The sequence below is a fragment of the Rickettsia tamurae genome, assembly GCF_000751075.1.
GTDB classification, from domain to species: Bacteria; Pseudomonadota; Alphaproteobacteria; order Rickettsiales; family Rickettsiaceae; genus Rickettsia; species Rickettsia tamurae.
Map to the genome: position 1 here is coordinate 150,079 of NZ_CCMG01000014.1, position 25,441 is coordinate 175,519.

Consider the following 25,441-nt stretch of genomic DNA (forward strand, 5'->3'; position numbering starts at 1 on the left):
TTAATTGTTAAACAAAATAGGTAATATTAATTTTTCTTTAATATTGCTAAACCTATAAGCTAAGATTCCTAAAGCTTGAAGTGCCGCAGCTTGTATTAATTCTTCAGGATTATTTAAATTTTTGATAATACAATTCATCGCATCATCATAATTTTCATAATGAGCTACATTTATAATATAATAAAAAGACTTTTCCCATTCAGGAAGATTAATTACATCGGGTTGTTTTTTAAACTCTTCTTCATTAACTAACATATACTTTTAATGTACCTATTTTATAATTTTACCATTTGTTTTTATTAGGTTATTTTTTAAAACAGCGTTTCTCTCTATTTCTTTATATGTCCTTATATGACCATGATATACATTACCACTTGTATTATCAAATATTACAAACTGGTCATTTTTTATATCAACAGCAATAAGTCTTTCAGTATCATTACTTATTTTATAAGCATTTTTTAAAGCCGCTTTAGGGTCTTTAGATGCTGGATTTTTGACCACTTGGATTGATGGTGATGATAAATTATTAGTATTTTAAGTTATTTTTCTGGATACCATGGTCAAGCCACGGTATGACACGAATGTGTTTTTCTATCCACGCAACAATGTCTTACAGGAATGACATAGAATGCGTTTTTCTAAACATTATTAGTATATCAGGTTCTACCACGCCTATCACAAAATAGGGCTATAGTTTTATTTAGAAAATGGTGCCGATGTGGGGATTTGAACCCCAGACCTACGCATTACGAATGCGTTGCTCTACCAGCTGAGCTACATTGGCTGAAATATGATTATATTATGCTGAGATATGGATTCCTACGAGACATGTTTCGTCATTGCGAGCGACTGGCAGGGAGCGTGGCAATCTAATAAAAAAATTTTAAAATGCTAAAGACTAGCATCCTTAATTGGATCCCGTGGTCAAGCCACGGGGTGACAATGAAACATCTTTATAAATGCGTAGAAAATCTTAAATGGAAATGTTGCGTATCATCATATTGCTTCTTCTTAACCGGGAAACCCCAATCCATTCTGATCGGTGCAAAACGTGTTACCCAAATAAAGCCGAAACCAACGGAAGCTCTAAGCGATTTATCGTTAAAAAAACCGTTTGGAGTTTGATATTGTTTCTTATTTAGACCTACTCCCCAAACGCTTCCTAAATCCATAAAGACTGCACCGGTTAAATTAAATTCCTCAGGTACAGGTGTTGGAAAATTAAGCTCTGTTGAGAATATGTAATATCGCTCACCGCCAAGTCCTTCGTTAGTGACCTTTTCATGAGGTCCTACACCACCGCTTGCAAAGCCTCTTAAACTATAATCACCTAAACTAAAGCGATCGGAAATTCTAATAATTTTTCCTCCAAGCCCTGCAATATCGCCTCCGGAAGCAGATAATTTTAAAGTAAGCTTGTTATGTATGAAAGATTTATAATATTTACCGTCAACTTCATGCTTTATATATTTGTTGTCACCTCCAACGCCGGCAAATTCTTGTGTGCCGCTTACTAAATAACCGTTCTTTGGAACAATTTTGTTATCGGTTTGATCATAAGTAATAGTATGTCCTATAGCAGAAGTAATGAATCTTCCCATTTGCTCCTTTAAGAATATTGAGCTTGATGGAATTGGAGCACTTAAAATATCACGTTTGATTAAATAATCTATTTTGTGACCTAAATCCTCTTTAATTTCATAATCAAGAGAAGTTTTGACTCCTATAGAGTGTAACTTATAGCTTTGATCAGTTGTATTTAATACACTAGCACCGCGTCCGGTATAGTTTCTAAATGCGTTTACGCCAAGTGATAAATCACGATCTAAAAAGTGCGGTTCGGTAATACCACCGTAATAGCTTGTAGTGTTTTTACTTACTTGTACACCGGCATTAAGCAGTTTCCCGGTACCGACTAAATTACGCTCTAAGAAAGAGAAACGTCCGAATAAACCGCCGGCAGTATTATATCCTAAATCAAAACCTATAGAGGAAGTAGATTTTTCATCAACTTCAACGTTAACATCATATTTATCTTTAGCTTTAGTCGGAGCTAAGCTAATTGCTACTTTCTCAAAATAATCTAAATTTCTAAGATTACACTCACCTTTTTCAATATATGAACGATTGATTATATCACCTTCTTCTGTTTTAAATTCTCTTCTTATAACATGGTCTTCGGTTTTAAGGTTATCAATAATATTAAGTTTATTAATATAAACTTTGTCGGCTTTCTCAATAATAAATTTAATATCTGCAGTATGATTAGCATTTTTCATTATATCCGGATAAACATTTACTGCAGGGTAACCGTTCGCTGTAAAATATTCTCCGATTTTTTCAGCTATATCATCAACCTTTTTCATATTGAAAACCTTGCCTTGCTTAATATTAACAATTTTATTAAGCGGTGTTATATCTATATTAGTTAATTTATTGTCTATTGTAATATTACCGAATCTATATTTTTCTCCCTCTTCAATGGAATAGGTAAGGGTGAAATATTCTTTAGTATTATTGAGTTCTGCCGATGCCGAAATTACTCTAAAATCTGCAAAACCTACAGATTGATAAAACTCTCTCAGTAATTCTTTATCATACTCCACTCTATCAGGATCGTAAGTATCGTTACTTTCTAAAAAACGAAACCAACGAGATTCTTTAGTTAAAACAATAGATTTAAGTTCTGAATCACTATAATTTTCATTACCACTAAAATAAATATATTTAATACCGGTTTTTGGTCCTTCTGCTATATCAAAAATAACCTTAACTCTGTTGTTTTCTAAATTTTCGATTTTAGGTGTTACCGTGGTAGCAAAACGTCCGCTACGTTTATAAATTTCTAATATTTTCTTTACATCTAATTCAATTTTAGCTTGGCTAAGAGATTCGCCCGACATTGTATAAATTTCTTTAGCGAGCATATTAGTTTTGATTTTAGAATTACCGCTAAATACTACGCTACTTATAAAAGGCGTTTCAGTAACGTTTACTATTAAATTACCCTCATTTGTTATATGCATATTTATATTTCTAAAAAGTGAGGTGGCATATAAACGTTTTATTGCCTCATCTTCTTTAGAATTATTATAGGTTTCTCCTACCTTAAGCTTTAAATAGCTCTCAATAGTAGAACGCTCAACCCTATGGTTACCTTCGATAGTTATTTTACGAATTACAGAGTCAGCTAATGAAATATGATAATAAAAAATCGTTAATAATAAAATTGTTAACTTACTAATTGATCTGATTTTCACCTAAAACCTTCTTTAAGATTTAAATATTCTATGGTTTAGTGCATTAGTTACAAATTCATCGTCATTGCGAGAAAATTGCATAGCAATTGACGAAGCAATCCAGTAAAAAATTCTGGTTTACAGAATTTTTTTATTATTTTTTCTGGATTGCCACACAGTCTATAGCTGCGGCGTTGTTGCATGGATCGAAAAACCTACTCGATGTCATCCCCGCGTAGGCGGGGATCCAGAAAAATAACTTCAAATGTTGATATAGAAGTTACATATTTGATAAAATAAACATATAAAAAACTTGTTTTTTATATGTTTTACTGGATTCCCGCTTACGCGGGAATGACATAAAACGATCCATGCAACAAGGTCTACGGCTGCTCGCAATGACGATAAAGCTCTCCTATACTAATGCATTTAAACGTAATTAATGTAGTCCACTATAGTAGATAATGTAAACGAGAGCAAGCAAATCTATAATTTAGGAAAACAAATTTTGTATATCGTTGGAAACAGAAATTATAATAAGAAAAATTATGATTATTGCTCCTAATTGTAACAAAATATTTTTAGTCTTAGGATTCGGTAATTTATCTATAATTGCTTCATATAATATAAATACTAAATGTCCGCCGTCAAGCACCGGTATAGGTAGTAAGTTAAGTAACCCTAAATTAACGGAAAGCATTGCTATAAATAATAGATACATTTGACCTCCCCCCGCTATAGATTTTCCTGACTCTTTAGCAATAGTTACCGGTCCTCCTATCTCATCGAATGAACGTTTTCCTACAATCATTTGCGATATTGCTTTTAGAGTTAAAGCAGACATATCTATAGTAGTATTAATAGCTTCCCAAAATCCTCCTAAAATTCCTATTTTAGTATGAATAGGTTCATTTTTAGCTATAATACCGATGCGAAGAGTTTTCTTAACTTTCTTTTCTTCGGGAGGCGATATAATTATTTCTTGAGGCATTATATTAACGATAAATTCCTCATTTTTTCTTTCTATAGTTAAAGTAGAAGAACTAAAGCCGTTAATTAATATTTCTTTCTGTACGTCCCCGAAATCTTTAACAGATTTATCATTAACCTTAACAATTTTATCTCCTTCTCTTAAGTTTGCTCTCTCTGCCGGTGATGAAGCTACTACGTCACCTATTATAGGAGGAATCTCTGTTTTTCCAAAGTAACAATAAAAACCTGCAAATATTATTACGGCAAGTAAATAATTAATTAACGGACCTGCTGCAACTATTAAAAAACGTTCTAAACAAGATTTAGCATAAAAAGCTACTTTTTCGTTAATTTCTTCAGTCTTATCCATAAGGCTGCGATCATAGCCGTAAATCTTGACATAGCCGCCAAGCGGTATAAGACAAATCTTCCACCTAACTCCTTTTTTGTCGGTAATACCTATTAGTTCTTTACCGAAGCCTATCGAGAATTCCTCAACTTTTACATTAAAATATCTAGCAATGCAATAATGCCCAAACTCATGGATAAATACCAAGATACTAATTGTTATAATAAATCCGATTATAGAGAGCATAAAAATTTTATAAGTTTACTAATAAATTATTTTAAGGTATAAATTGCAAGGTTACAGATATCATTTCGTCATTGTGAGTGATATTGTTGCAGGGTTTGAGTTTCTTAATGTCATCCCGCGACTTGATCGCGGGATCCAGTCTTTTTTTATTTTTTTTCTGGATACCGTGGTCAAGCCACGGTATGACACTGAACGTAATACTCACTCGCAATGACGAAAATTAAATTTTAAATTTCTTTTCTCTATGAGTTCAAATAAAATTAATAAAAAGTCGATTGCACGTATTGCAGCAGTGCAAGCTATTTATCAAAACATATTGCAAAATAACGACGATATGGATGATATCATGCAAAATATACTTTCTTTTTATCAAAATAATAATTCTATAACAGATTTACCGGAGAATTTAAAAATATCATTAAGTATAAGTCATTTTAAAATGCTGGTAAAGTCAGTATTTGAAAATATTAATAAACTAGACGAAATTATAGACAATCATTTAACAAATGATAAAGATCCTGCACATATGCCGATCTTACTCCGAGCTTTATTGCGTGCCGGTATATGTGAGCTATTATTTTGCCCTACTACGCCTGCTAAAGTAGTAATCAACGAATATACGGATATAGCAAATTACATGTTAAATGAACATGAGATCGGTTTTGTGAATTCTGTATTAGATAAAATAGCAAAAGAGTATACTCGTTTAATTTGAAAAATTGGCTACGTCATCCTACAAGTACTCCGGTACTCACGTATTAAGTATACGCTCCGTTCCTCGTCTTGTGGATTCCTTGCTCTTTTCCAAATTAAACTTCGTCTACTTATTATTCATTAAAGATTTTATGACAAATAATTTAAGCGGTTATAGAAATAAATTCGTTAGAGTCAAGACTTCTAAAAAACGTACCGTTTCCTCTAATAACTGGTTAAAACGCCAATTAAACGATCCGTATGTTGCAAAAGCACGCATTGAAGGCTTTAGGTCGAGAGCTGCATATAAACTACTTGAAATTCATGAAAAATTTAAACTTTTTACTCCTAACATGAAAATTGTTGATTTAGGGGCAGCTCCTGGGGGATGGAGTCAAGTAGCTTCCAAGCTTATTAAAGCTTCGGATAATAGCCTAAATAATAAAATAATCTCTATAGATTTATTAGAAATCGAACCTATTGCCGGAGTTGAATTTTTTCAAAAGGACTTTTTTGAAGAAGATACGGAAGAATTAATTATTCAGGCTTTAGACGGTAGAGCTGATATAGTAATGAGTGATATGGCATCAAATACCATAGGTCATAAAGCTACAGACCATATAAGAACCTTACTTTTATGTGAGCAAGCTTTTGAATTTGCTTTAAAAGTACTAAAGCCCTCCGGTCATTTTATTGCTAAAATTTTTCGTGGTGGTGCAGAAAACGAATTATTAAATAAAGTGAAGCGTGAATTTAGAACGGTGAAACATTTTAAACCTTCATCCAGCCGCAGCGAATCTACGGAAATCTATTTAGTTGCTCTAAATAAGAAATAATCAATATGAAAGGCGAAAGACGGTTTCCGCCTTTTATATAAATTGTTATTTTTTTATTTAACATACTAGAGGATATAGATGATAATTACTTATATCTCCTGTTGTTTTGACTTCTTGAGCGTATTCTTGACTGCAGCTTTGAAAATCATTATACATCTCAACTAAATTAGCTCCAGTTTCAGTTTTAACTATTCTATTATATAAATTATTTTTTAAATTTAGAGTATTTTTAGCATATTTTTGTATTCCTGCTTCCCAATCATCTACGGTTAAAGTAATATTCTGTTTAAAATCAGAGAAATTAACAAGTCCATGTTTACTGATTCCGGCTATTATTTCCTCAAAGCCTTCAACTATTCCATTAATTCCTAGGTATTTTGTAACTTTTTGTTTGGCAAAATTATATAAATATGATGCCCATTCTTCTGATGGTGATAGTTCTGTTTTTTTACCAGGAAGTACCATTGTTGTTTTTCCCAAATGCTTATTAGTAATATTAATAAGATTATGTTTTGCATTATATATCTTGGAATGGGTGGCTAGCTCTTCTATTGGAGTTATTACTTTTCCGGTAAAGAAATTTTTTTTGATGGCTCTTTCAATTATCGGTTTTGAGCCAGGGCTGTCAAAAGTTGTAGATTTATTAAAATGTAAGTTGCGAGAATGTATTTCTACTGAGGTTAAATCTGCAATTATTGCTCCAAGTGAATGACCGCTAGTATTAAAACTATATTCTATGGCTTTATTTAAGCCGCCTAATTTGTTAATTACTTCATTAACAAATTCCTGAAGCGGAGTTAGTTTAGTAGGTAAATAGTGAAGAGTGATAAGCCCGTCATCTAATAAATCATATATATTGAATTTTGTGCCGGCACTAGCAATATGAACTTCTTTAGTTTCTTTATTTATAAATGCGACGGCTTTATAACCATATTTAGCAGTGCTGACATGATCACATGAAGCAGTCAGTATTTCCCAGCCGCTATCTGTTAATTGTTCATTGACCTTTGATGCTTCTAGATTATAAACATTTAAATCATCTGTTTTATATGCGAGGTCTAACCCTATATAAGCAAGTTTTTTAGTGCTAATATGTTTAGAATTTTTGTGCTTAGACATATCTACCTCTTTTTTTTGGTATTACCATAAAATATGGTTTTTTCTAAAAAATGTCAAGACTAATATTAATTAACTTATTATTAAATAAAGATTGACATCTGGTTATCCTTGTTATATAGTACATTTGCGTTATGTTTAAAAAACCATGAAGTATGGTAACTTAAAAAAGGAGATAAACTATGTTTACATTATTAGTACGAAATTTATTCGGAAGTAATAAACCTATTACTTACTTATCTTTAATAGAAAAAGCAAAAACAGATTATAGTTTTTATACAAAATTAGCATCAGGAAGTTTTCTTGCAGGAATAAGTAGTTTTTTTTCATCTAGTAGTTGGCTAAGCAAAATACCTTTAATAACAGGGGCTGTTTTTGGTACTAGTTATGGGGCAAAAGGCATTATGGATAGTAATGAACAAATAAAGCTTTTTACTAAAGCTCATGAAACAACTAAGGTTGAAGAGTATTTGGCTATTTCGGGGTTAGGAAGTTTTGTATACGGTACTGCTATAGATAAAAATGGTATAGATAAATTTACCGGTAAATATATTGAAGGAATAAACGGTAAGATAATATCTAATGAAATAACTCGTGTGCCAACCTTAAGTTTAACGGAAGACGGCGTTGGTTACAAACATAATGGTGGTTATGAAATAGTAGAATCAACAGATCGTGCGTTATATCAGGAAATACCTGGCGTGGAAGGACAGTATACAAATAAATTAGTTCTAGATACTAGTATTATTTCTTTACATGGTTGTATTATTCAGCAGCTAATACAAAATGGCTATTCAAGTGAAGATATTGAAAAAGCTTTAAGTTTAGAAACTGTTGAAAGGAGAGAAAGTTACAAAAATAAGCAATTAGCAGAATACAAGCCAAATTTGACAAGTAAGTTATGGCATGGTACAGAGAAAGCCATGCAAAATAAAGAAGTAGAACTTTCAAAAGAAATACAGAAATATGCTGAAATAAATGAAGCTTATGAATCATTGTTTAATTATCATACTTCTAGTACTAGCGAAGAACAAGAAGAGCAGTTTTATAGCCTTGATTATAGTAATCTTAATGATGATCAAACTCAAATCTTAGGAGATGAAGGATATATATCTGATATTGCCTAGTAACTAAATACAAAATTTTCTAGAGAGTAAGGTTATAGATCTATAACCTTACTCTTTTTTGTTTAATAACCTCTTTGGCTCTCTTTTCAAAAGCCACAATCATTTTTTCGGTTGCTTTGGTAAAATAAGTGCCGATTAATTTATCCAGTATTACGGACTTCATTTTAAAATCAATAAAGAATTTTAATTCAGTTTCTGCTGTGCATGGAACAAATTGCCAAGTACTTTTTAAATATTCAAAAGGTCCTGAAATAGCTACCGTATTAATCAAATATATTCCATCATCTGTTATTTCGCTTGTAACCCGTGAGTTATATTTTTCTGAAAAGCCTTTTAACTGAATTACTAATTCGGCAATAACCTCTTGATTATTTTCTGAAATGATTCTAGCGGCGGCACACCAAGGCAAGAATTTAGGATAAGACTCTACATCCCACACCAAATCAAACAATTTCTGCGGCTGGTAAGGTAAAACCTTAATTTGCTCAAATGATGGCATAATATTAGAAATCCGTGACTTTACCTTTATGTTGCCAATCGCTGTATCTTGTCGGTTCTAGACCTTTAACACCGCCAATTTCTTTTTCTTTTGGCAAATTTTCTTCTTCTGATATATTATTATCTTTTTTATCGTCCATAGTACTAAATATATGAAATATAATCGTATTTATATTAATAGTCGTTTAGCTGAAAATAGCAAGATAGAATTAGCAGGTGATCATGTTCATTATGTTAAAACGGTGCTACGTCTTAAAGTAAATGATGGCTTGCGTATCTTTAACGGTACGGATGGAGAATTTTTAGCACAAATTACCGATATAGGTAAGTATAACTTATCGGTTAGGCTTAAAGAACAGTTAAAAAAGCCTTATACAGAATCTACTTTAATTCTTGCTATATCTATAATAAAGCAAGATAAATTAATGCTTGCAATAAATATGGCTACGCAACTCGGTATAACTAAAATTATTCCGTTAATTACTAGGCGATGTCAATTTAGATCGGTAAATATCGAACGTTTAACAAAATGTGTAATTGAGGCAACAGAGCAATCAGAACGTCTTACTCCCCCGATAATTGAAAAAGCTATCACAATACAAGATTATCTTAAAAAGAATAATAATTTGATGTTATATGCTAATGAACATGAAAAAGAAGAAAATTCTATATTACGAATTTTATCATCACTTAGTAATATATACTCTTGCGAAATGAAGAGGGGTTATACGAAGAACAACTTGGAAAAGGGCAAGGAGTCTGTAAGCCGAGGAGCGAAGCGTATACTAATACGTGAGCATCTGAGGACTTACAAAGACGACGTAGCCAATTTTTCAAGTTCATCGAGTATAACTATTATTGTAGGACCGGAGGGAGGCTTTACTAATGATGAGCTGGAACTTCTTGCCTCATATAAGAATACAAAATCTATAAGTTTAGGAAGTAATATATTACGTGCTGAAACAGCAGCAATAACTGCTATAGCACAGGTGAGGTTGTGGTGTGGATCAGTCTCAGTGTCACCCCGTGGGTTTTTTGAGTCATACAACAACACCTTTAGTTGGTTAGCTCAATGACGAAAAGGCGTTTACTTTGCCTTTTCTATTCCGGGTTTACAAAATAGCTTACCTAAACAAAGGAAAGAATATACACCACAAAAGCCTATAATTATATAAAGTATGGTAACAATAATTGGAAATGAGCCAAATAAAAGTGTGACTAAATTAAATAATTCTATAATTTATTAATCCTTCTTAAAAGTTTGATATATTACAGGTATAACAAAAATTGTAAATATAGTACCGATGCTTAATCCTCCAACTATTACAAAACCTATAGAATTACGAGCAGCAGCACCGGCCCCGTCTGCAAAAACTAGAGGTAAAGCTCCGACTACAGCAGCAAGGGTAATCATAAGAATTGGACGCAAGCGAAGTTTTGAGGATTCTATTATAGCTTCTTGAACCTTTACTCCTTTTTCTCTTAGCTGATTAGCAAATTCTACTATCATAATAGAATTCTTAGTAATTAATCCAATTAAAGTAATAAGTCCGATATTACTATTTAAGGCTATTACCGGCAAGCCAGAGAGCAAGTACACCGCCGGTTATTGAGAAAGGTACGGCGAGTAATATTAATAAAGGGTCAGTAAAGCTTTCAAATTGAGCTGCAAGCACTAAATAGATAAATATAAGAGCAAACACACAAATGTTATAAGCATATTACTGTCTGCCTCTCTCATTTGTTTAATTTCTCCGATATATTCAATTATAGTATTACTAGGATCAAGTAACTTGGCAGCTATTTTATTGATTTCATTAATTGCATCATCAATTTTTCCGTCAGGAGCAAGATCGGAAGAAATAGTAACGGATTTTAAATTATTATAATGACTATATGATTTTACTGATATTTTTTCCGTAATATTAGCTATCGATTCAAGCGGTAACATATTATTATTTTTTGCTCTGATTAAAATTTTACTAAAATCGCTAATATCTTTTCGATCTTTTTGATTAAATTGTAATATAACGTCATATAAATCATTACCCATTCTAAAATCCCCGATTTGTTGACCTGCAAGTAAATATTGTACCGTTCTGCCTATATTTGCCAAATCCATTCCGTATAAATAAGCCTTATCACAGTTGACTTCTATACTTATAGTCGGCATTGCCGATTGTAAATTTCTATTGACGTTTAAGAAAATAGGATTTGTTTTCATTATATCAATATCAATAAATTGTTGTGATATTTTATCTAGATCATCATATTCAAGGTTCGTTTGAATAGTAAACTCGATAGGGTTACTTGCATTCCCGCTAACCATTGAACGTGGATCCATAGCGAAAATCGACATGCCCGGTATTTCGGAAAACTGCTTATTTAACATATTCTTAATAGTTTCTTAGGAACGAGAACGCTCACCCCAATCTTTTAACGGAATGAATCCAAAAACATTATCGCCACCGCCTGCACCTATTACCATCAGATAACCTAATATATCTTTATAATTAGCAAGGATTTTTTCGGCTTCTTTCACTACTTTAGTAGAAGATTCTAAACTAGAACCTTCAGGTCCTTTAAGAGAAATTTGTAAAAATCCGTCATCTTCTTGAGGTACGAAAATTTTTTGAGTAAATTTAAAACTAATAATTAGCACTATAAATGATGATGCAATAATGATGACAAATTTCTTTTTATTGTCAAAAGTTAGCTTTAGATAGTAAATATATTTATTTTGAATAAATTGTAGAATGTCGTTAAACTTTACTAAGAATTTCGGTAAGTCCGTATTATGTTTTGTAACCATACGACTTGACATCATAGGAGTTAAAGTTAAAGCGACAAATCCTGAGAACAAAACACAAAATGCTAAAGTCCAAGCAAATTCAATAAATAATTTCCCGATAAAACCCTCTATAAAACCGACGGGTAAAAATACGGCAGCAAGCGTAATAGTCATAGCAATGATTGCAAAGCCGATTTTTTTAGAAGCAAGCATAGCCGCTTCCATGGGTTTATGCCCCATTTCATTATATCTAAAAATGTTTTCGAGTATAACTATTGCATCGTCAACTACTAAACCTATAGCAAGTATCATAGCAAGGAGCGTAAATATATTAATAGAAAATCCAAAAGCATACATTACGCTAAAAGTACCGATCAACGATACCGGAATCGTCACAAACGGAATTAAGGTAATTTTAGCAGAAGCAAGAAATAAATAAGTGACTAAAACTACTAATATTAAAGCTTCAAAAATTGTTTGAAATACTGCATAAATTGATGCTTTTACAGGCGTTGCTCCATCATATGCGATACCCATACGCATGGATTCTTTAATTCTTTCTAGTTCTTTAGTTACTTCATTTGATAAATCTATGACGTTAGCTTTTGATTCTTTTATAAGACCAAGAGCAATGGAGCTTTTGCCGTTATATCTAAAAATTATGTCCTCATCGGGAGAAATTAAAGATATTTTCGCTATATCTCGTAATTTTATGATACCTCTGTTTTGTACTTTTAGAATAATATTGCCGAATTCTTCCGGTGTTGTAGATAAAGAACCTTCAAGAGTTAATTCTAAATCGCTATATTGATCACTTTCAACACTTATGAAGAGGCTTGGGAAACTATCGGCATCAAGTTTTGCAACTGACGGGGCTTTCATATCTTGCGGGAACATATAAGTAATATCCGATATTTTAGAACGAACATCGTTTAATGCTATTTCAATATCGGTAGATAGTAAAAATGATAAAGTAATACTACTTTTGCCGGTGGAACTTTGAGAAGTTATATAATCTAAATTTTTAACCGTCTTTAAAGCTTTTTCTATATGCGTCGTTATTTCTTTTCCCATATATAAAATCGGTACCTGCATAATGAGCTTCGACATTTATATTTATAATGGGAACTGAAATATCCGGAGTTCCTCTAATTTGTAGTTTGGTAAAAAAAATTGCTCCAAGAGCTACGATAACCAAACTCAAAACCGTAACAAAGACAGGACGCTTAATACAAATTTCAGACAATAACATTGGATTTAATATATGTTTCTTTAAAAATTTTATTCTAAATTAATATGAATAGCGAATTATTACATAATCTGCTATTCGGTTAGAAATATTCTATATAAAAGGTGAAAGACGGTTTCACTTTTTATATAAATTAAGTATATATTGTTTTTTATTAAAAAACTTATAATTTTTTACAGGGTAGAAAATTAGTTTTTGTAATTTACTATTGACAATAAATTAGGGTTTTAATGATAAATTTTCACTTTAATTACTTGGTTAAGATAGTTTTAACAGTATAACTGATGTAAAATGGCTACATTTTTCTATAAATTAATATAATAACTATATATTTTAAACTTTGTAAATAACTGGCATTTGCAGTATGTAGGTAGTTTGTTATAATTAACTCACATAAAAAATATATTGATGTATATTATTGCCAGTTGTATATATTGTTTATAAAAAAACATTAATACATAATATTAACCCATTAAAAGAGAGTTGATTTTATCATGAGTACACATAACAAAAAAGAACCAAAAAAAATGAATAAAACCGAATTTATAGCATTTATGACCGACCATGGTCATAATCATAAACATGCTTCACATAAAACATTAACAAAAGCTGATGCCGAGAAAGCACTTAATTTAGTTCTTGATAGTGTGATTAGTGCTATAAAGAGCCACCATAATATTAATATAACAGGTTTCGGTTCATTTGAAATACATCATAGAAAAGCACGTGAGGGTCGTAACCCAAAAACCGGAGCAAAAATGAAAATAGATGCTTACAATCAACCTACTTTTAGAGCCGGAAGAAAAATGAAAGAAGCTTGTAATTAAAAGAAGTAACTTATAGTACTGATAATTTCCGAACCCCGTTACAAGCTTGCGGGGTGACACTAGAAAAACCGGCTCATGCAACAATGCTCTGCAAAAGCCGGAATGATATAGAACACTTCTTAAGTACAATTCATAACGATATTACAACCATTGATAATCGAACGCCTAGAGTTTAACTTAAAACATAATAAGCTATACAATAGTTGGCTTATCGAAGCCGAAAATATAGAGCAGGTTTTAAAAGATTTAGAAGATTTTATATATATTAAGCTTTTTAAGAATAGCATTCCTCTTGAAAACAATCCTGATTATCATTTCATCGCTAGGGAAACTTCAGCTATATCTAATGCTAAAAATATTTCTATTGAACAAATAAGAAAATTACAAGACTTCTTAAGTAAAACTTCTGCAATCTCAGGTTATAAAGTTGCAGTAATTTATTCGGCGGATCTTATGAATTTGAATGCGGCAAATTCATGCTTAAAAATTCTTGAAGATGCACCAAAGAATAGTTACATTTTTTTAATTACCTCAAGAGCTGCAAGTATTATATCTACAATTAGATCAAGATGTTTTAAAGTTAATGTTAGATCTCCTCTACCTAATGCTCGAAATGATTTATATCTTCAGTTTATTCAGCCGATAGCAGATAACGAAACGTTAGATTTTATTAATCGTTTTACTACTAAAGACCGAGAATTATGGCTAGATTTTATTGATAATTTATTATTATTAATGAATAGAATTCTTAAAAAATCTGCTAACATTAATATTGAACTTCTAGATTTAGAAAACAAGATTTTTAATAAACTGCCAAATAAGCATCCTTCCTATTTACTACAAAAATTTACCGACATAAAAAAGCTAATATATAATACCATTGATTATGATTTGGACTTAAAAACAAGTTATATATTAGTGGTGAATGAGTTTTCTAGTAATTAACACGATATCCCTCCGTTCCTTTCTACGTTATCCATAAAACAACAAAATATATTGGAGAAATACACTCCTTTTTTTAAAAAAATAGTTAATAAATATTCAAGATGGAAAGCGGCTTCCCTCTCGAATATAAATTTAATTTATGTTTTATTTTGACTATTGTTCATTTACTCGTAGTATATATTAGGTTCTAGGAACTTTATATTTATAAATTAAATTACTTACATGTTTAAAACTTTAACACAAAATTTAACGAAGATTTTTGATAAGCTAGTTAGCTCAGGAATTTTGACGGAAGCCCAAATAGATGCTGCTATGCGGGATATAAGAGTGGCTCTTTTAGAGTCGGATGTTGCATTACCGGTGATAAAAGATTTTATAGCGGAAGTTAAACAAAAAGCTTTAGGGCAGGAGGTTATTAAGTCTGTTTCACCTGGGCAGATGATAATTAAAATTATCCATGAAGAGATGATAAATCTCTTAGCTTCAAGTGAAAGTGAGACAAAGCTAAATTTAAATTCAAAGCCGCCTGTAAATTTCCTAATGGTAGGGTTGCAAGGGAGCGGTAAAACTACGGCAAGTAGTAAGCTTGCTTTACGACTTAAAAATCAAAATAAAAAAGTTTTACTTGTTTCTCTGGATACTTACAGACCGGCAGCACAAGAGCAACTCGCTATACTTGCAAACTCAGTACAGATTAATTCATTACCTATTGTGCAAGGTGAGAAACCCCTCGATATTGTCAAAAGAGCTATTGCTGAGGCTAAAATTTCTGCTTATGATGTCGTAATTTATGATACGGCAGGTCGTACACAAATTGATAAAGAGATGATGGAGGAGGCTCTTGCAATAAAAAAGATAGTAGAGCCTACGGAAACTTTGTTAGTAATCGATAGTATGACAGGGCAGGATGCAGTAGTCACGGCAAGTAGCTTTAATGAAAAGTTAGAGATTTCAGGATTAATTTTATCTAGAATTGACGGCGATTCTAAAGGCGGTGCAGCACTTAGCGTAAAATATATTACTAAAAAGCCGATTAAATTTTTAAGTAGCGGTGAAAAACTAACCGATTTAGAAGAATTCGATGCTGAACATTTAGCTTCTCGAATACTTGATATGGGTGATATTATCTCTTTTGTTAAAAAAGCAGCTAGTATTGTTAATAGAGAAGAAGCCGAAAAAACGGCAGCTAAATTAAAAAAAGGTAAGTTTGATTTAAATGATTATCTTCAGCAAATGAGAAGTATAAAAAAAATGGGAGGTTTTGGAAGTATACTTAGCATGTTACCGGGTAGCGGTAAAATTATGGATCAAATAGATCAATCAAAATTAAATAGTAAAATAATTGAACATCAAGAAGCAATTATTTTATCCATGACGCTGAAAGAACGTAAGAATCCCGATATAATCAATGCTTCTCGTAGAAAACGTATAGCTGCTGGAGCAGGGACTACGGTACAAAAGGTAAATATTTTGCTAAAGCAATATAAGCAAATAAGCGAGATGATGAAAAAAGCCAGTAAAATGAATCCTAAGAATCTATTACGTAGCGGAATTGGAAAATTGTTTTCGTAAAACGGCATTATTGCATGAATGGTTTTATCGTCATTGCAAGCGGGCATTGTTGCGTGGATCAATTTCACCTCTGTCATCCCGTGGTCAAGCCACGGGATGACATTTTCCTTAAGTTGACACCCATGTGCCTTCGTAGGGATGACTTCGAGGGTTTTTTAAAAACCATCCGGTACTATAAGTAAGCAACACCTATTGGCGTAGTATTAAATTTAATTAATTTTTAATTTCAAAGCATTTGCAAAAAATGTATAAATATTGATAAAATAATTAGCACTGTCTTTTAAGTCACTACCGCTACCGTGTCCGCTATCACTACTTTCTAGGAAATAAGTTGTAGTGTTTGGATTTTGCTCAAGTACATACTCAAAAATGCGTGCATGCCATGGATGTACACGTTGATCAAGTACTGAACCGGTAATTAAAATAATAGGATATTTTTGAGTTAAAGATAAATTTTCTAAAGGTGCATATTTTTTAATATGTACTAAATCATTTGGATTTTCCGGATCGCCATATTCAGTTACCCATGAATGTCCTGCTCCGAATTCTTTATAGCGTATCATATCAAGTATCGGTACTTCGCATGCTATAGCTCCAAATAAATCGGGACGCTGTGTCATTGCAACACTTACTAGCAATCCGCCGTTACTTCCTCCTTTGATTCCTAAATACTCAGGGCTAGTAATGTTTTGCTTTATTAAATCCTCTGCTACTGCAATAAAATCATTAAAGCCGGTTTGACGCTTTATCCCTTGAGCTGCTTTATGCCACTCAGGACCAAACTCTCCGCCGCCTCTGATATTAGCAAGAACACTAACCCCGCCATGTTTAACCCATACTTCATTTTCCATGCGAGAGAAATATGGGGAGTTGATTACTTGAAAACCACCATATGCTTTAAGTAATGTTGGATTCTTACCATCAAATTTTGTCCCTTTTTTATAGACAATAAAATATGGTATTTTAAATCCATCCGAGCTTGTTGCTTCCTTTTGATCTACAACATAATTTTTGCTATCAAACGGATATAAAGGCTTTCTAATAACTTTTAATTCATGAGTTTTATCCCATAAATAGATAGTTGGAGGAACTATAGAATTTTCTATAGTAATTAATGCATCTTCCTCATCATCATCAGAAGACATACCAAAAATTGCATTTTCATAAGGCAGCTTTAAGTTTATCGGTTTTGTCCATTCATTATTTTCTAATGTAAATGTTACTACTTTTGAAATAACATTCTCATAGCTAGTTAAAAATACTGTATCTTTAGTCATTCCTACAAAATAAAATACTTCCCTCTCTGTTGGGGTAAATAATATTTTTAAGCTAGCTTTATCGCTATCTTCTTTTAGAAGATCAGTGTAGTGTATGGCAACAAGTGAACCTGCTTTTATATTACCACCTTTAAATTGCCAATCGGAACGCAGCAGCCAAAATACATATTCTTTAAAAGAACCTTGAGGTGTTGCGTCTGATGGCATATTTATTTTTTGTAATTTTAAGCTCTCATCTTTAGTATTTAAAATATAATTATCGTAATTATAAAAATCCTTATCTGCAGATATAAATATTAAAGATGAAGAAATATTATCGGATAAAAGCTTACCGGCTGATACACGTATATAATTCTTTGGTATTTCAAATAGTTTTTTGGCTTTCTCTATAGGTTCTCCTCGCTTCCATATGTAGAGCGAGCTAGGATATAAAGAGTCAGTAACTTCCTCTTTATGCAAAACTGGATTAAATATAATAGTATCTTGGTCGACCCAAGTAGGATAAGTAAATTTACCTTCTAGTAATTTTCCGCTACTTGTTTTTGGCTCAAAACCATTTTTTACAAAATCTTTTTTCTCTAAATCCCATTCTGCAAAAAAGGTTTCATCTTTACCGCCAAATGACATGGTAATTAAGAAACGATTAGGGTTTTGAAAACAATCACTCCCACCTCGATACATTACTTTTTTACCGAATTTTTTGGATAATTTATCAAAATCGATTAGAACTTCCCAATTTGGTTTATCTTTAGAGTAGTTTTTAACTAACGTCCTACGCCATAATCCTTGCGGATTTTTATCATCCATCCAAAAATTATATACATACCCTTTACGGATAATACCATATAGAGTTTTTCTTTGATCATAAAATATAGATTCTATTTCTTTCTTAACTACCTTATAAGCAGGCATAGATTGGAAAGCATTTTCTGTTTTATCAGTACGCTCTTTTGCCCATTTTAGAGCTTCAGCTCCTTCAGCTTCTTCTAGAAATTTAGCGTCTTTTGGGTTATATATTTGTTCATTATTATTTCCCATAGCTTGAACACAAAAAGTTAATAAAACAATTATAAAATAGTGGGTAATTTTTTTCATTATTTTAATAATATCTCTTAAATTAAAAGTTTTATTTAAAGTTTTCTTTGAATTAGAATAGTGTTTTATCATACACCTTGAATAAAATCAAAGAAAATGCTAGGTTTTGTGGACATTTCTAATTGATTTGCTATTTTGAGGTATTTTTTAGCGAAAATTAATAAGATTTTTGTAGGAATAGTATTCATATTTTAAAAAAATCTTATAATTTGCAGCAAAAAATAACCAAAATTAAATCTTTTTAAAAATGTCCACAAAACCTAAGCTAGCACTAGCAAAAATACAAAATATGAGAGTTATGGCTAATGATTTAAGTATTTATATTCATTGGCCGTTTTGTTTGTCAAAATGTCCATATTGTGATTTTAATTCTCATGTGGCAGGCAATATAGATCATAATCAGTGGCTTAAATCCTATGAAACAGAAATTGAGTATTTTAAGGCTATTATTCAAAATAAATATATAAAATCTATTTTTTTTGGTGGTGGTACTCCCTCTTTAATGAATCCTGTAATAGTTGAAGGGATAATAAATAAAATCAGTAATCTAGCAATTATTGATAATCAAACCGAGATAACTCTAGAAACTAATCCCACATCCTTTGAAACTGAAAAATTTAAAGCATTCAAATCCGCTGGAATTAATCGTGTTTCAATTGGAGTGCAATCCTTAAAAGAAGACGATTTAAAAAAATTAGGTAGAACTCATGATGCTTTGCAAGCAATCAAAACAATTGAGGCGGCAAATACGATTTTTCCACGAGTATCATTTGATTTAATATATGCACGTAGCGGTCAGAAATTAAAAGACTGGCAAGAAGAATTAAAGCAAGCTATGCAGCTCGCAAACGGCCATATTTCTCTTTATCAATTGACTATCGAAAAAGGTACGCCTTTTTATAAATTATTTAAGGAGGGTAATCTGATTTTGCCGCATTCGGATGAAGCGGCTGAGATGTATGAGTGGACAAACCATTATCTAGAATCTAAAAAATATTTTAGATATGAGATATCTAATTATGCTCAAGTAGAGCATGAATGTTTGCATAACTTAGCTTACTGGAATTATAATAATTATTTAGGTATAGGTCCCGGAGCTCATAGTAGAATAATTGATGCTTCAAGTTCAGTATCGGCAATTATGATGTGGCATAAACCTGAAAAATGGTTAGATTCGGTTAACACAAAAAATGTCGGTATTCAAACTAATACTAAGTTAACACATCAAGAGATTATTGAAGAAATGCTAATGATGGGGTTACGTCTTAGCAAGGGTATAAATATTTCTACATTAGAGCAGAAATTGAACACGAAATTAGAGAATATTTTGGAAATGAATAATCTTAAGCATTATCAAAGTCAAGACTTAATTAAGTTAGATAAAAATATCTATCTTACCGATAAAGGTTTGATGCTGCATAGTTACATAGTACCTAGATTGATTATATGAAAATTATTCAAGTAATTTTAAAGTTTATAATTATTTTTATTATTCCTTCTATTCATGCGATGGAATGTAAACTTGAGTTTAAGACCGAAAAAGTATATGTGAATGGTGTTGAATATGATCAAAAAGTCGGAAATCCAATTACACCTATAGCGGATGCTATTAAGACAGATAATATTGATGAAGTAAAAAAATATTAGACGAGGGATATGGAGTAAATCAACCATGTTTGGGCTGGACTCCTCTAGATTATGCTATATCGAATAATAATATAAAAATTGCCGAATTTTTAATTAATCAGGGAATGAGTCCTAATTTAAGGTATGAAGTCGGTATTACCGGAATGATGCTAGCCGCAGAAAGAAATAATCCTGATTTAATAAAACTTTTGCTTAAGTTAGGTGTTAATCCTAATGTTCAAAATTCTAAAACCGGAATGACTTTATGTATGCAGCATCATATCTTAATGTTGAACCTGTCCGTATTTTATTAGAATATGAAGCAGATCAAAAAATTAAAGATTTTAAAGGAAAAAGAGCTTTAGATTGGATAGCAGTGGATGCTAATAGAAAATTACATGCTTCTGACGCAGAATATTATACTGCTTTATTTTTCGCTCCGTTTAAAACTAAACAGAAAATTATAAAAGAAAGAAATAGCATTAAGACAAGAAATAAAGAAGAGGAAAAAGAAATAAAAAAGCTTCTCAATTCTCACCGTTAAATTTTTGGTAGTGTTTCTATTTATATTTTGCAAGTTAGGATAAAAACCTATCTTAATGTTCTGCCTCTGTCATTGCAAAAAAAATTGTATAGCAATTGACGAAGCAAGGAAGAGAAAAAATTCTGTAAATCAGAATTTTTTTATTATTTTTTGGGGAAGTGCCACGCAATCTACGACTGCAGCGTTGTTGCATGTATCAGAAAAAGCATTCGATATCATACCGTGGCTTGATCACCATATCCATAAAAACAACTTTTTATACTAATAATTTTAGTATTTTAAGCTGGATACTGCGATCAAGTCACGGTATGACAGCTGAAAAAATCGAACCATGCAACAAGACCCTAGCTACTAGACAATTACCACCATTCTACGAATGCTCGCAATGATGTTTTTATGTGATTTACATAAAACCGTCTTATTGCTTAATACAACGATATCACCGGAAGTAATATATATAGTTTTGAATAGATTCTTGATCTACGATTTCTCTAATTTTATTTAAAAAACCCTGCTGCTCTTTGTGTTTCAGGAATAGCATCCATTTTTATTCTGCTGTAATAACCGGTAGCATGTTCTACTAATAAAGGGAGATTCTTGCTCACTATTTTACATGAAAAAGAATCTGCACTTGTTATTGTAAATTCATTACTACACCCTATTAAGATATCTTGGTAGCTCAATTGATTTAATATATCTTTAAGGCTAATATATACACTATAGGTAGATTCTCATGTCCTTTATGTACAATCCCAAAAATTAAATAGTCAACTATAGGAGATAAGTTATCACTCTTTTCTTTCATTGGACGGTATGCAGCATCTACATGCCAATCTAAATCATTATACGGTGATTGAGAGCTACGTTCATTATGAGAATTACGTTTTGGTGCTACTGCTCTAATAATATTCTTATCTTTATATAATACAGGAAAATTACCAATTATCCCTATTCTCCATACATATGACAAATTAATTCTTCTATTCCCGTAATCCATACCTCACCGTCATAAGGGGTCATTATATTATAGTTTTTTTTATATTTTTTATATGTATAATTTCTGCATTATTATTTACTGCATCTTTAATTTCTTTTGTATAATTTACATATTTTGTTTCTAAAAAATTTTTAAAAAATACAGTAGATTTATATGGATTTTTAGTAAAATTATTTAAAACCTCATCGCTATTAATATTAAAATTTTTTAGATAAATTTCCTTTCTCATAATTTATCTTTAAATCTTTTTTATAACTGAGTTCCAATTTTTAGAAGCATTAATAATACCAAAAGGATCTACATATTTTGTATCTACTAAATATAAATTTTTTTTCTTTCAACCAGCTAGTTAATCTAACGATTTTATTGTTTAAATTTTCTAATTTTGCTATACAAGTTTTTTCATCTAAAGTTTTCCTCCAAACATCATAGCACGCATTATTATAATCAATATTAGTATCTTCAATGATGAAATAATCTCCTTCTTCAAATATATTATTATGAAAATATTCTAAAATACCTATCATATTAATATGAGCATCTTCTATTAAAAGTATAGAATGTACTATTTCAGATATTTTCTCTTTTGGAAATATTGCCTCTACTTTATTAGAATCACCTTGTAAAAACTCTATTCTATTATCTCCTTTTACGGCTTGATCAATATTTTCAAAATCGATATCTATACTAATAACTTTACCGTCTTTTAACGATAAACTTTGTATATCCGCCAACCAAAGGGCAGAAGCTCCTTTAAAACTTCCAAATTCAATTATGGTTTTAGGTTTTAATTCTTGAATTGAACCTTGAGTAGTAACAGTCTGAAAAGGACTTTTTTGTAATGGTATATTTTTCCAATTAATATCACAGCTATTTTCAGCAATAGAATGCCAAAACGATTCAGGTATATCACTTATTGAAGTTCTATTATTTATAGATACAAACCTTTTTGATTGTCTGTATTATTTAGGAAATTTAACATATATCCTCAACCTTAAGTTAATATAGTTATTGTAATACACATTTTAGATTCTAAAGTCAATAGCATTTTTAAATTAAAAGTTGAAAATAAGAAAAGAAATTTTGATAACTATACTTTAAGTAAATGAATAGGAGGTAGCATTAGAGTTCTAACTTGCTTCTAAGGGTAATTTGTGTGTCGATCCGGTACTCGAATCCTCACGTACTAAGTGTACGCTGCGGTTCTGCGTTTCGTGTCTCCTACAAATTCCTCCTTATTAGCTACGTTATGCAAGAACTCTATTGTTGTGTGGATATCGATGTCATTCCCGCGAAAGCGGGAATCCAGTCATTAAAAAATATAAACATACTAAATTTAAAAAATCAAAAGCTCAAATAACTTCGCTTTTTCCTGGATTCCTGCTTTCGCAGGAATGACATAATTAGCTAGAAATGTCGATGAGCATTAAGATAAATATACTTCCTTATCTAAAGTATCTTCGCTGTTATCTATAATCATAGTAATTGTTGCATCACCGGTAATATTGATAGTAGTACGTAGCATATCAAGTATTCGGTCAATACCGGCAATAATTGCTACTCCCTCTATAGGTAAGTGAACCGAAGAAAGAACCATAGGAAGCATTATCAAAGAGGCACCGGGAATACCGGCACCGCCGATAGATCCAAGTGTTGAGGTGAGAATAATTACTAAATAGTCGTAAGGAGCAAGCGTTACTCCCATCATCTGAGCAAAAAATATGGTGGTAAGAGATAAATTTATAGCAAAGCCGTCCATATTAATTGACGCACCTATCGGAAGTACGAACGAAGTACTAGACTCTGAAATGCCAAGCTTTTCACGACAAACTTGCATAGTAGTTGCAAGAGTCGCCTTGCTACTTGAAGTAGAAAAAGCAAGTATCTGATACTCAAAACTTTTCTTATAAAAAGGTATAGGGGAAACACGGCAGAATACATATATAAATAAGCCAAAAACTAAATATTGGAATGTCATTGCCACAACTACCGCTACAACAAGTTTCGATAAACTAATCATTACCTCAACTCCCTGCATGCCTACAATCCAGCCTGTTAAAGCAAAAGCACCGTAAGGGGATAATTGAATAACAAACGATATTATTTTTAATATTAATTTTGACATTACATGAATTAAATCAGTAACAGGTTCACCGATAGATTTCATTTTGTTTAAGGTAATCCCAACAAAAATAGCAAAAAATACAACTTGCAAGACATCACCGTTTGCAAAAGCCCCAACAGCATTATCAGGGACGATATTTACAAAAAAATCAATTATATTAAATGAAGTTCTACTTGTCGTTTCTGAAGAGGTAAAATCTATATGTATGCCTACTCCCGGCTTTAATACTAAGGCAACAGTAAGTCCAAAAACCGTGGCAAAAAAAGTAGTACCTAAAAAAGCGGCTACCGCTTTCATTCCTACTCTACCAAGGGCAGAAGTATCATTCATACTAGTGATACCGGAAACCAAACTGAAGAAGATTAAAGGGGTAATGATCATTTTTATCAAACGTAAGAAAATGTCACCGATAGGTTTAATATAATTAACATATTGTGGTAAGTATATACCAAATATAATACCTAAGATTAACCCTAAGGTAACTTTTTGCCATAATTTCATAATTTACTTACTTAATTTTTAAATTTATTCAACTATAAGTTTATTTACTATTTTGATCAATCCATTCTAAGTACTTTTGAAAGCAATAGTCAATATTTATTTTTATTATTTGCGGTAATTCATAATTATGAATTTCAAGTAGTTTATTTTCAATTTCGTTATAATTAGAAGATTTTGCTTTAATTACAAGTCTATATTCGCTTTCTAAAGTTACTCTACCATCCCATCTAAAGTAACTTTTAACATCGTCAATTTGAATGCAGGCAGCAAGATTTAATTCTAACAAAACAGATGCTATTTTTTCGGCAATTTGCAAGTCATTAGTAGTAGTTAAAATTAAACAGCAATCTTGCATGCCTAAACCTCAACAAAACAATTCAGCGTTTCATATAGTTTGAGGCTCGCTATGAAGAAGTTTTGACCGACGAAAAGTTTAGGAAAAATTTCATTCTTTAAATGCGTCGCTATATTTTCTGCAGTTGGGTTATTTTGCATATAATATATTTTTTGACCGGTACAATTTTCTATTTGCTGTCCCATTTCCTTATCATCTTGATGTAGAATTAAGCTATGATCAAAATTTTCATCAATCCATTTTTTAGCTAAATCCTTAATTAAACCAAAATCGATTACCATACCAAGTTTATCGGTTTCGTTTGTGGCTATAGTTATCTCAAGAACATAGCGATGACCGTGCAGGAATTGACATTTATTTTGATGTCCTATAATTCTATGTCCTGCATCGAACTCAATACGACGAGTACATTTTATCATTATTATATACTTCCTTTCCTGATTGTCATGCCGTGGCTT

At 31.6% G+C, this 25,441-nt stretch carries 27 protein-coding genes, 1 tRNA gene and 4 pseudogenes; 13 read left to right on the forward strand and 19 right to left on the reverse strand.

Features of this window, described 5'->3' with window-relative positions:
* The 5 genes from MB29_RS05350 to rseP form a co-directional block, all read right to left on the reverse strand.
* Window positions 1–255, reverse strand: a complete 255-nt coding sequence (locus MB29_RS05350; protein WP_032139360.1) for a hypothetical protein — start codon at window positions 253–255, stop codon at window positions 1–3.
* A gap of 15 nt (window positions 256–270) precedes the next feature.
* Entirely contained in the window at window positions 271–504 is a 234-nt protein-coding gene (locus MB29_RS05355) for a hypothetical protein (protein WP_051965318.1), read from the reverse strand.
* A gap of 207 nt (window positions 505–711) precedes the next feature.
* A tRNA-Thr gene (locus tag MB29_RS05360) sits at window positions 712–787 on the reverse strand.
* 169 nt (window positions 788–956) lie between these two features.
* Entirely contained in the window at window positions 957–3,263 is a 2,307-nt protein-coding gene (gene bamA, locus MB29_RS05365; protein WP_032139361.1) for an outer membrane protein assembly factor BamA, read from the reverse strand.
* A gap of 472 nt (window positions 3,264–3,735) precedes the next feature.
* Window positions 3,736–4,809, reverse strand: coding sequence for an RIP metalloprotease RseP (gene rseP / locus MB29_RS05370; protein WP_032139362.1), 1,074 nt, complete (start codon window positions 4,807–4,809; stop codon window positions 3,736–3,738).
* Between the two features lie 43 nt (window positions 4,810–4,852).
* Between rseP and MB29_RS10405 the strand changes: the two genes are divergently transcribed.
* From MB29_RS10405 to MB29_RS05380, 3 genes are all read left to right on the forward strand, one after another.
* Window positions 4,853–5,023: a palindromic element RPE4 domain-containing protein gene (locus tag MB29_RS10405; RefSeq protein ID WP_215426244.1), complete on the forward strand. Its 171-nt coding sequence runs from the start codon at window positions 4,853–4,855 to the stop codon at window positions 5,021–5,023.
* A 30-nt stretch (window positions 5,024–5,053) separates the two neighbouring features.
* Entirely contained in the window at window positions 5,054–5,524 is a 471-nt protein-coding gene (gene nusB, locus MB29_RS05375; protein ID WP_032139363.1) for a transcription antitermination factor NusB, read from the forward strand.
* Between the two features lie 130 nt (window positions 5,525–5,654).
* On the forward strand, window positions 5,655–6,338 hold the full coding sequence (locus tag MB29_RS05380; RefSeq protein WP_032139364.1) for an RlmE family RNA methyltransferase: 684 nt from the start codon (window positions 5,655–5,657) through the stop codon (window positions 6,336–6,338).
* Window positions 6,339–6,395: 57 nt separating this feature from the next.
* Here the strand turns inward: MB29_RS05380 and MB29_RS05385 are convergent, their stop codons facing one another.
* Complete coding sequence (locus tag MB29_RS05385) at window positions 6,396–7,457, reverse strand: hypothetical protein (protein WP_032139365.1); 1,062 nt, start codon at window positions 7,455–7,457, stop codon at window positions 6,396–6,398.
* Window positions 7,458–7,636: 179 nt separating this feature from the next.
* Between MB29_RS05385 and MB29_RS05390 the strand changes: the two genes are divergently transcribed.
* Window positions 7,637–8,581 carry a hypothetical protein gene (locus MB29_RS05390; RefSeq protein ID WP_032139366.1) on the forward strand — a complete coding sequence of 315 codons (945 nt, stop codon included), beginning with the start codon at window positions 7,637–7,639 and terminating at the stop codon, window positions 8,579–8,581.
* A 40-nt stretch (window positions 8,582–8,621) separates the two neighbouring features.
* Here MB29_RS05390 and MB29_RS05395 read toward each other — a convergent pair whose 3' ends face one another.
* Both MB29_RS05395 and MB29_RS10410 read right to left on the reverse strand, forming a co-directional pair.
* The gene (locus MB29_RS05395) at window positions 8,622–9,080 is read right to left on the reverse strand and encodes a type II toxin-antitoxin system RatA family toxin (protein WP_032139367.1); all 459 of its coding nucleotides are present in this window, start codon (window positions 9,078–9,080) and stop codon (window positions 8,622–8,624) included.
* Window positions 9,081–9,084: 4 nt separating this feature from the next.
* Window positions 9,085–9,210, reverse strand: a pseudogene (locus tag MB29_RS10410) (DUF1674 domain-containing protein); the annotation flags it as partial.
* Window positions 9,211–9,231: 21 nt separating this feature from the next.
* Between MB29_RS10410 and MB29_RS08620 the strand changes: the two are divergent.
* Window positions 9,232–10,155, forward strand: coding sequence for a 16S rRNA (uracil(1498)-N(3))-methyltransferase (locus MB29_RS08620; RefSeq protein WP_037203164.1), 924 nt, complete (start codon window positions 9,232–9,234; stop codon window positions 10,153–10,155).
* An 11-nt stretch (window positions 10,156–10,166) separates the two neighbouring features.
* On the opposite strand, the pseudogene MB29_RS10415 reads toward MB29_RS08620, so the two are convergent.
* Window positions 10,167–10,307: pseudogene (locus tag MB29_RS10415) on the reverse strand (DUF378 domain-containing protein); the annotation flags it as partial.
* A 15-nt stretch (window positions 10,308–10,322) separates the two neighbouring features.
* Window positions 10,323–13,122, reverse strand: a pseudogene (locus MB29_RS08625) (efflux RND transporter permease subunit).
* Between the two features lie 491 nt (window positions 13,123–13,613).
* Between MB29_RS08625 and MB29_RS05410 the strand changes: the two are divergent.
* The 3 genes from MB29_RS05410 to ffh all read left to right on the forward strand — a co-directional run bounded on the left by MB29_RS05410 (window position 13,614) and on the right by ffh (window position 16,463).
* On the forward strand, window positions 13,614–13,946 hold the full coding sequence (locus MB29_RS05410) for an HU family DNA-binding protein (protein ID WP_008579420.1): 333 nt from the start codon (window positions 13,614–13,616) through the stop codon (window positions 13,944–13,946).
* A gap of 150 nt (window positions 13,947–14,096) precedes the next feature.
* The gene (locus tag MB29_RS05415; RefSeq protein WP_032139368.1) at window positions 14,097–14,891 is read left to right on the forward strand and encodes a DNA polymerase III subunit delta'; all 795 of its coding nucleotides are present in this window, start codon (window positions 14,097–14,099) and stop codon (window positions 14,889–14,891) included.
* 222 nt (window positions 14,892–15,113) lie between these two features.
* Window positions 15,114–16,463 (forward strand): signal recognition particle protein, encoded by a 1,350-nt coding sequence (ffh, locus tag MB29_RS05420; RefSeq protein ID WP_032139369.1) that lies wholly within the window; start codon window positions 15,114–15,116, stop codon window positions 16,461–16,463.
* A 209-nt stretch (window positions 16,464–16,672) separates the two neighbouring features.
* On the opposite strand, the gene MB29_RS05425 is transcribed toward ffh, so the two are convergent.
* Window positions 16,673–18,835 carry a prolyl oligopeptidase family serine peptidase gene (locus tag MB29_RS05425; RefSeq protein ID WP_032139395.1) on the reverse strand — a complete coding sequence of 721 codons (2,163 nt, stop codon included), beginning with the start codon at window positions 18,833–18,835 and terminating at the stop codon, window positions 16,673–16,675.
* A 247-nt stretch (window positions 18,836–19,082) separates the two neighbouring features.
* Here MB29_RS05425 and hemW point away from each other — a divergent pair, with 247 nt between their 5' ends.
* Genes hemW through MB29_RS11700 form a run of 5 tightly spaced genes read left to right on the forward strand, consistent with a single transcriptional unit; the run spans window position 19,083 to window position 21,270 of the window.
* Complete coding sequence (hemW, locus tag MB29_RS05430; protein ID WP_051965319.1) at window positions 19,083–20,285, forward strand: radical SAM family heme chaperone HemW; 1,203 nt, start codon at window positions 19,083–19,085, stop codon at window positions 20,283–20,285.
* On the forward strand, window positions 20,282–20,482 hold the full coding sequence (locus MB29_RS05435; RefSeq protein WP_032139370.1) for a hypothetical protein: 201 nt from the start codon (window positions 20,282–20,284) through the stop codon (window positions 20,480–20,482). Before hemW ends, MB29_RS05435 begins: the two co-directional genes overlap by 4 nt.
* Window positions 20,483–20,511: 29 nt before the next feature.
* On the forward strand, window positions 20,512–20,775 hold the full coding sequence (locus MB29_RS05440) for an ankyrin repeat domain-containing protein (protein ID WP_032139371.1): 264 nt from the start codon (window positions 20,512–20,514) through the stop codon (window positions 20,773–20,775).
* A complete protein-coding gene (locus MB29_RS10420) occupies window positions 20,727–21,005 on the forward strand; it encodes a hypothetical protein (RefSeq protein ID WP_084686903.1) in 279 nt (92 codons plus the stop codon). Before MB29_RS05440 ends, MB29_RS10420 begins: the two co-directional genes overlap by 49 nt.
* A gap of 55 nt (window positions 21,006–21,060) precedes the next feature.
* Window positions 21,061–21,270 (forward strand): hypothetical protein, encoded by a 210-nt coding sequence (locus tag MB29_RS11700; protein WP_215426245.1) that lies wholly within the window; start codon window positions 21,061–21,063, stop codon window positions 21,268–21,270.
* 232 nt (window positions 21,271–21,502) lie between these two features.
* On the opposite strand, the gene MB29_RS08630 is transcribed toward MB29_RS11700, so the two are convergent.
* The 8 genes and pseudogenes from MB29_RS08630 to MB29_RS05485 form a co-directional block, all read right to left on the reverse strand.
* The gene (locus MB29_RS08630) at window positions 21,503–21,688 is read right to left on the reverse strand and encodes a hypothetical protein (RefSeq protein ID WP_233418959.1); all 186 of its coding nucleotides are present in this window, start codon (window positions 21,686–21,688) and stop codon (window positions 21,503–21,505) included.
* A 5-nt stretch (window positions 21,689–21,693) separates the two neighbouring features.
* Complete coding sequence (locus MB29_RS12935; RefSeq protein WP_233418960.1) at window positions 21,694–22,002, reverse strand: hypothetical protein; 309 nt, start codon at window positions 22,000–22,002, stop codon at window positions 21,694–21,696.
* A gap of 22 nt (window positions 22,003–22,024) precedes the next feature.
* A complete protein-coding gene (locus MB29_RS08645) occupies window positions 22,025–22,231 on the reverse strand; it encodes a hypothetical protein (RefSeq protein WP_233418961.1) in 207 nt (68 codons plus the stop codon).
* A 49-nt stretch (window positions 22,232–22,280) separates the two neighbouring features.
* Window positions 22,281–22,937 carry a CmcI family methyltransferase gene (locus tag MB29_RS08650; RefSeq protein WP_324607281.1) on the reverse strand — a complete coding sequence of 219 codons (657 nt, stop codon included), beginning with the start codon at window positions 22,935–22,937 and terminating at the stop codon, window positions 22,281–22,283.
* Window positions 22,938–23,135: 198 nt separating this feature from the next.
* Window positions 23,136–23,311 (reverse strand): annotated as a pseudogene (locus MB29_RS11705) (palindromic element RPE1 domain-containing protein); the annotation flags it as partial.
* A 117-nt stretch (window positions 23,312–23,428) separates the two neighbouring features.
* Window positions 23,429–24,628, reverse strand: a complete 1,200-nt coding sequence (locus MB29_RS05475) for a dicarboxylate/amino acid:cation symporter (RefSeq protein WP_032139372.1) — start codon at window positions 24,626–24,628, stop codon at window positions 23,429–23,431.
* Between the two features lie 40 nt (window positions 24,629–24,668).
* Window positions 24,669–24,983, reverse strand: coding sequence for a divalent-cation tolerance protein CutA (cutA, locus tag MB29_RS05480; protein WP_032139373.1), 315 nt, complete (start codon window positions 24,981–24,983; stop codon window positions 24,669–24,671).
* A 2-nt stretch (window positions 24,984–24,985) separates the two neighbouring features.
* Entirely contained in the window at window positions 24,986–25,402 is a 417-nt protein-coding gene (locus MB29_RS05485) for a 6-pyruvoyl trahydropterin synthase family protein (protein WP_032139374.1), read from the reverse strand.
* Between the last annotated feature and the right edge of the window lie 39 nt (window positions 25,403–25,441).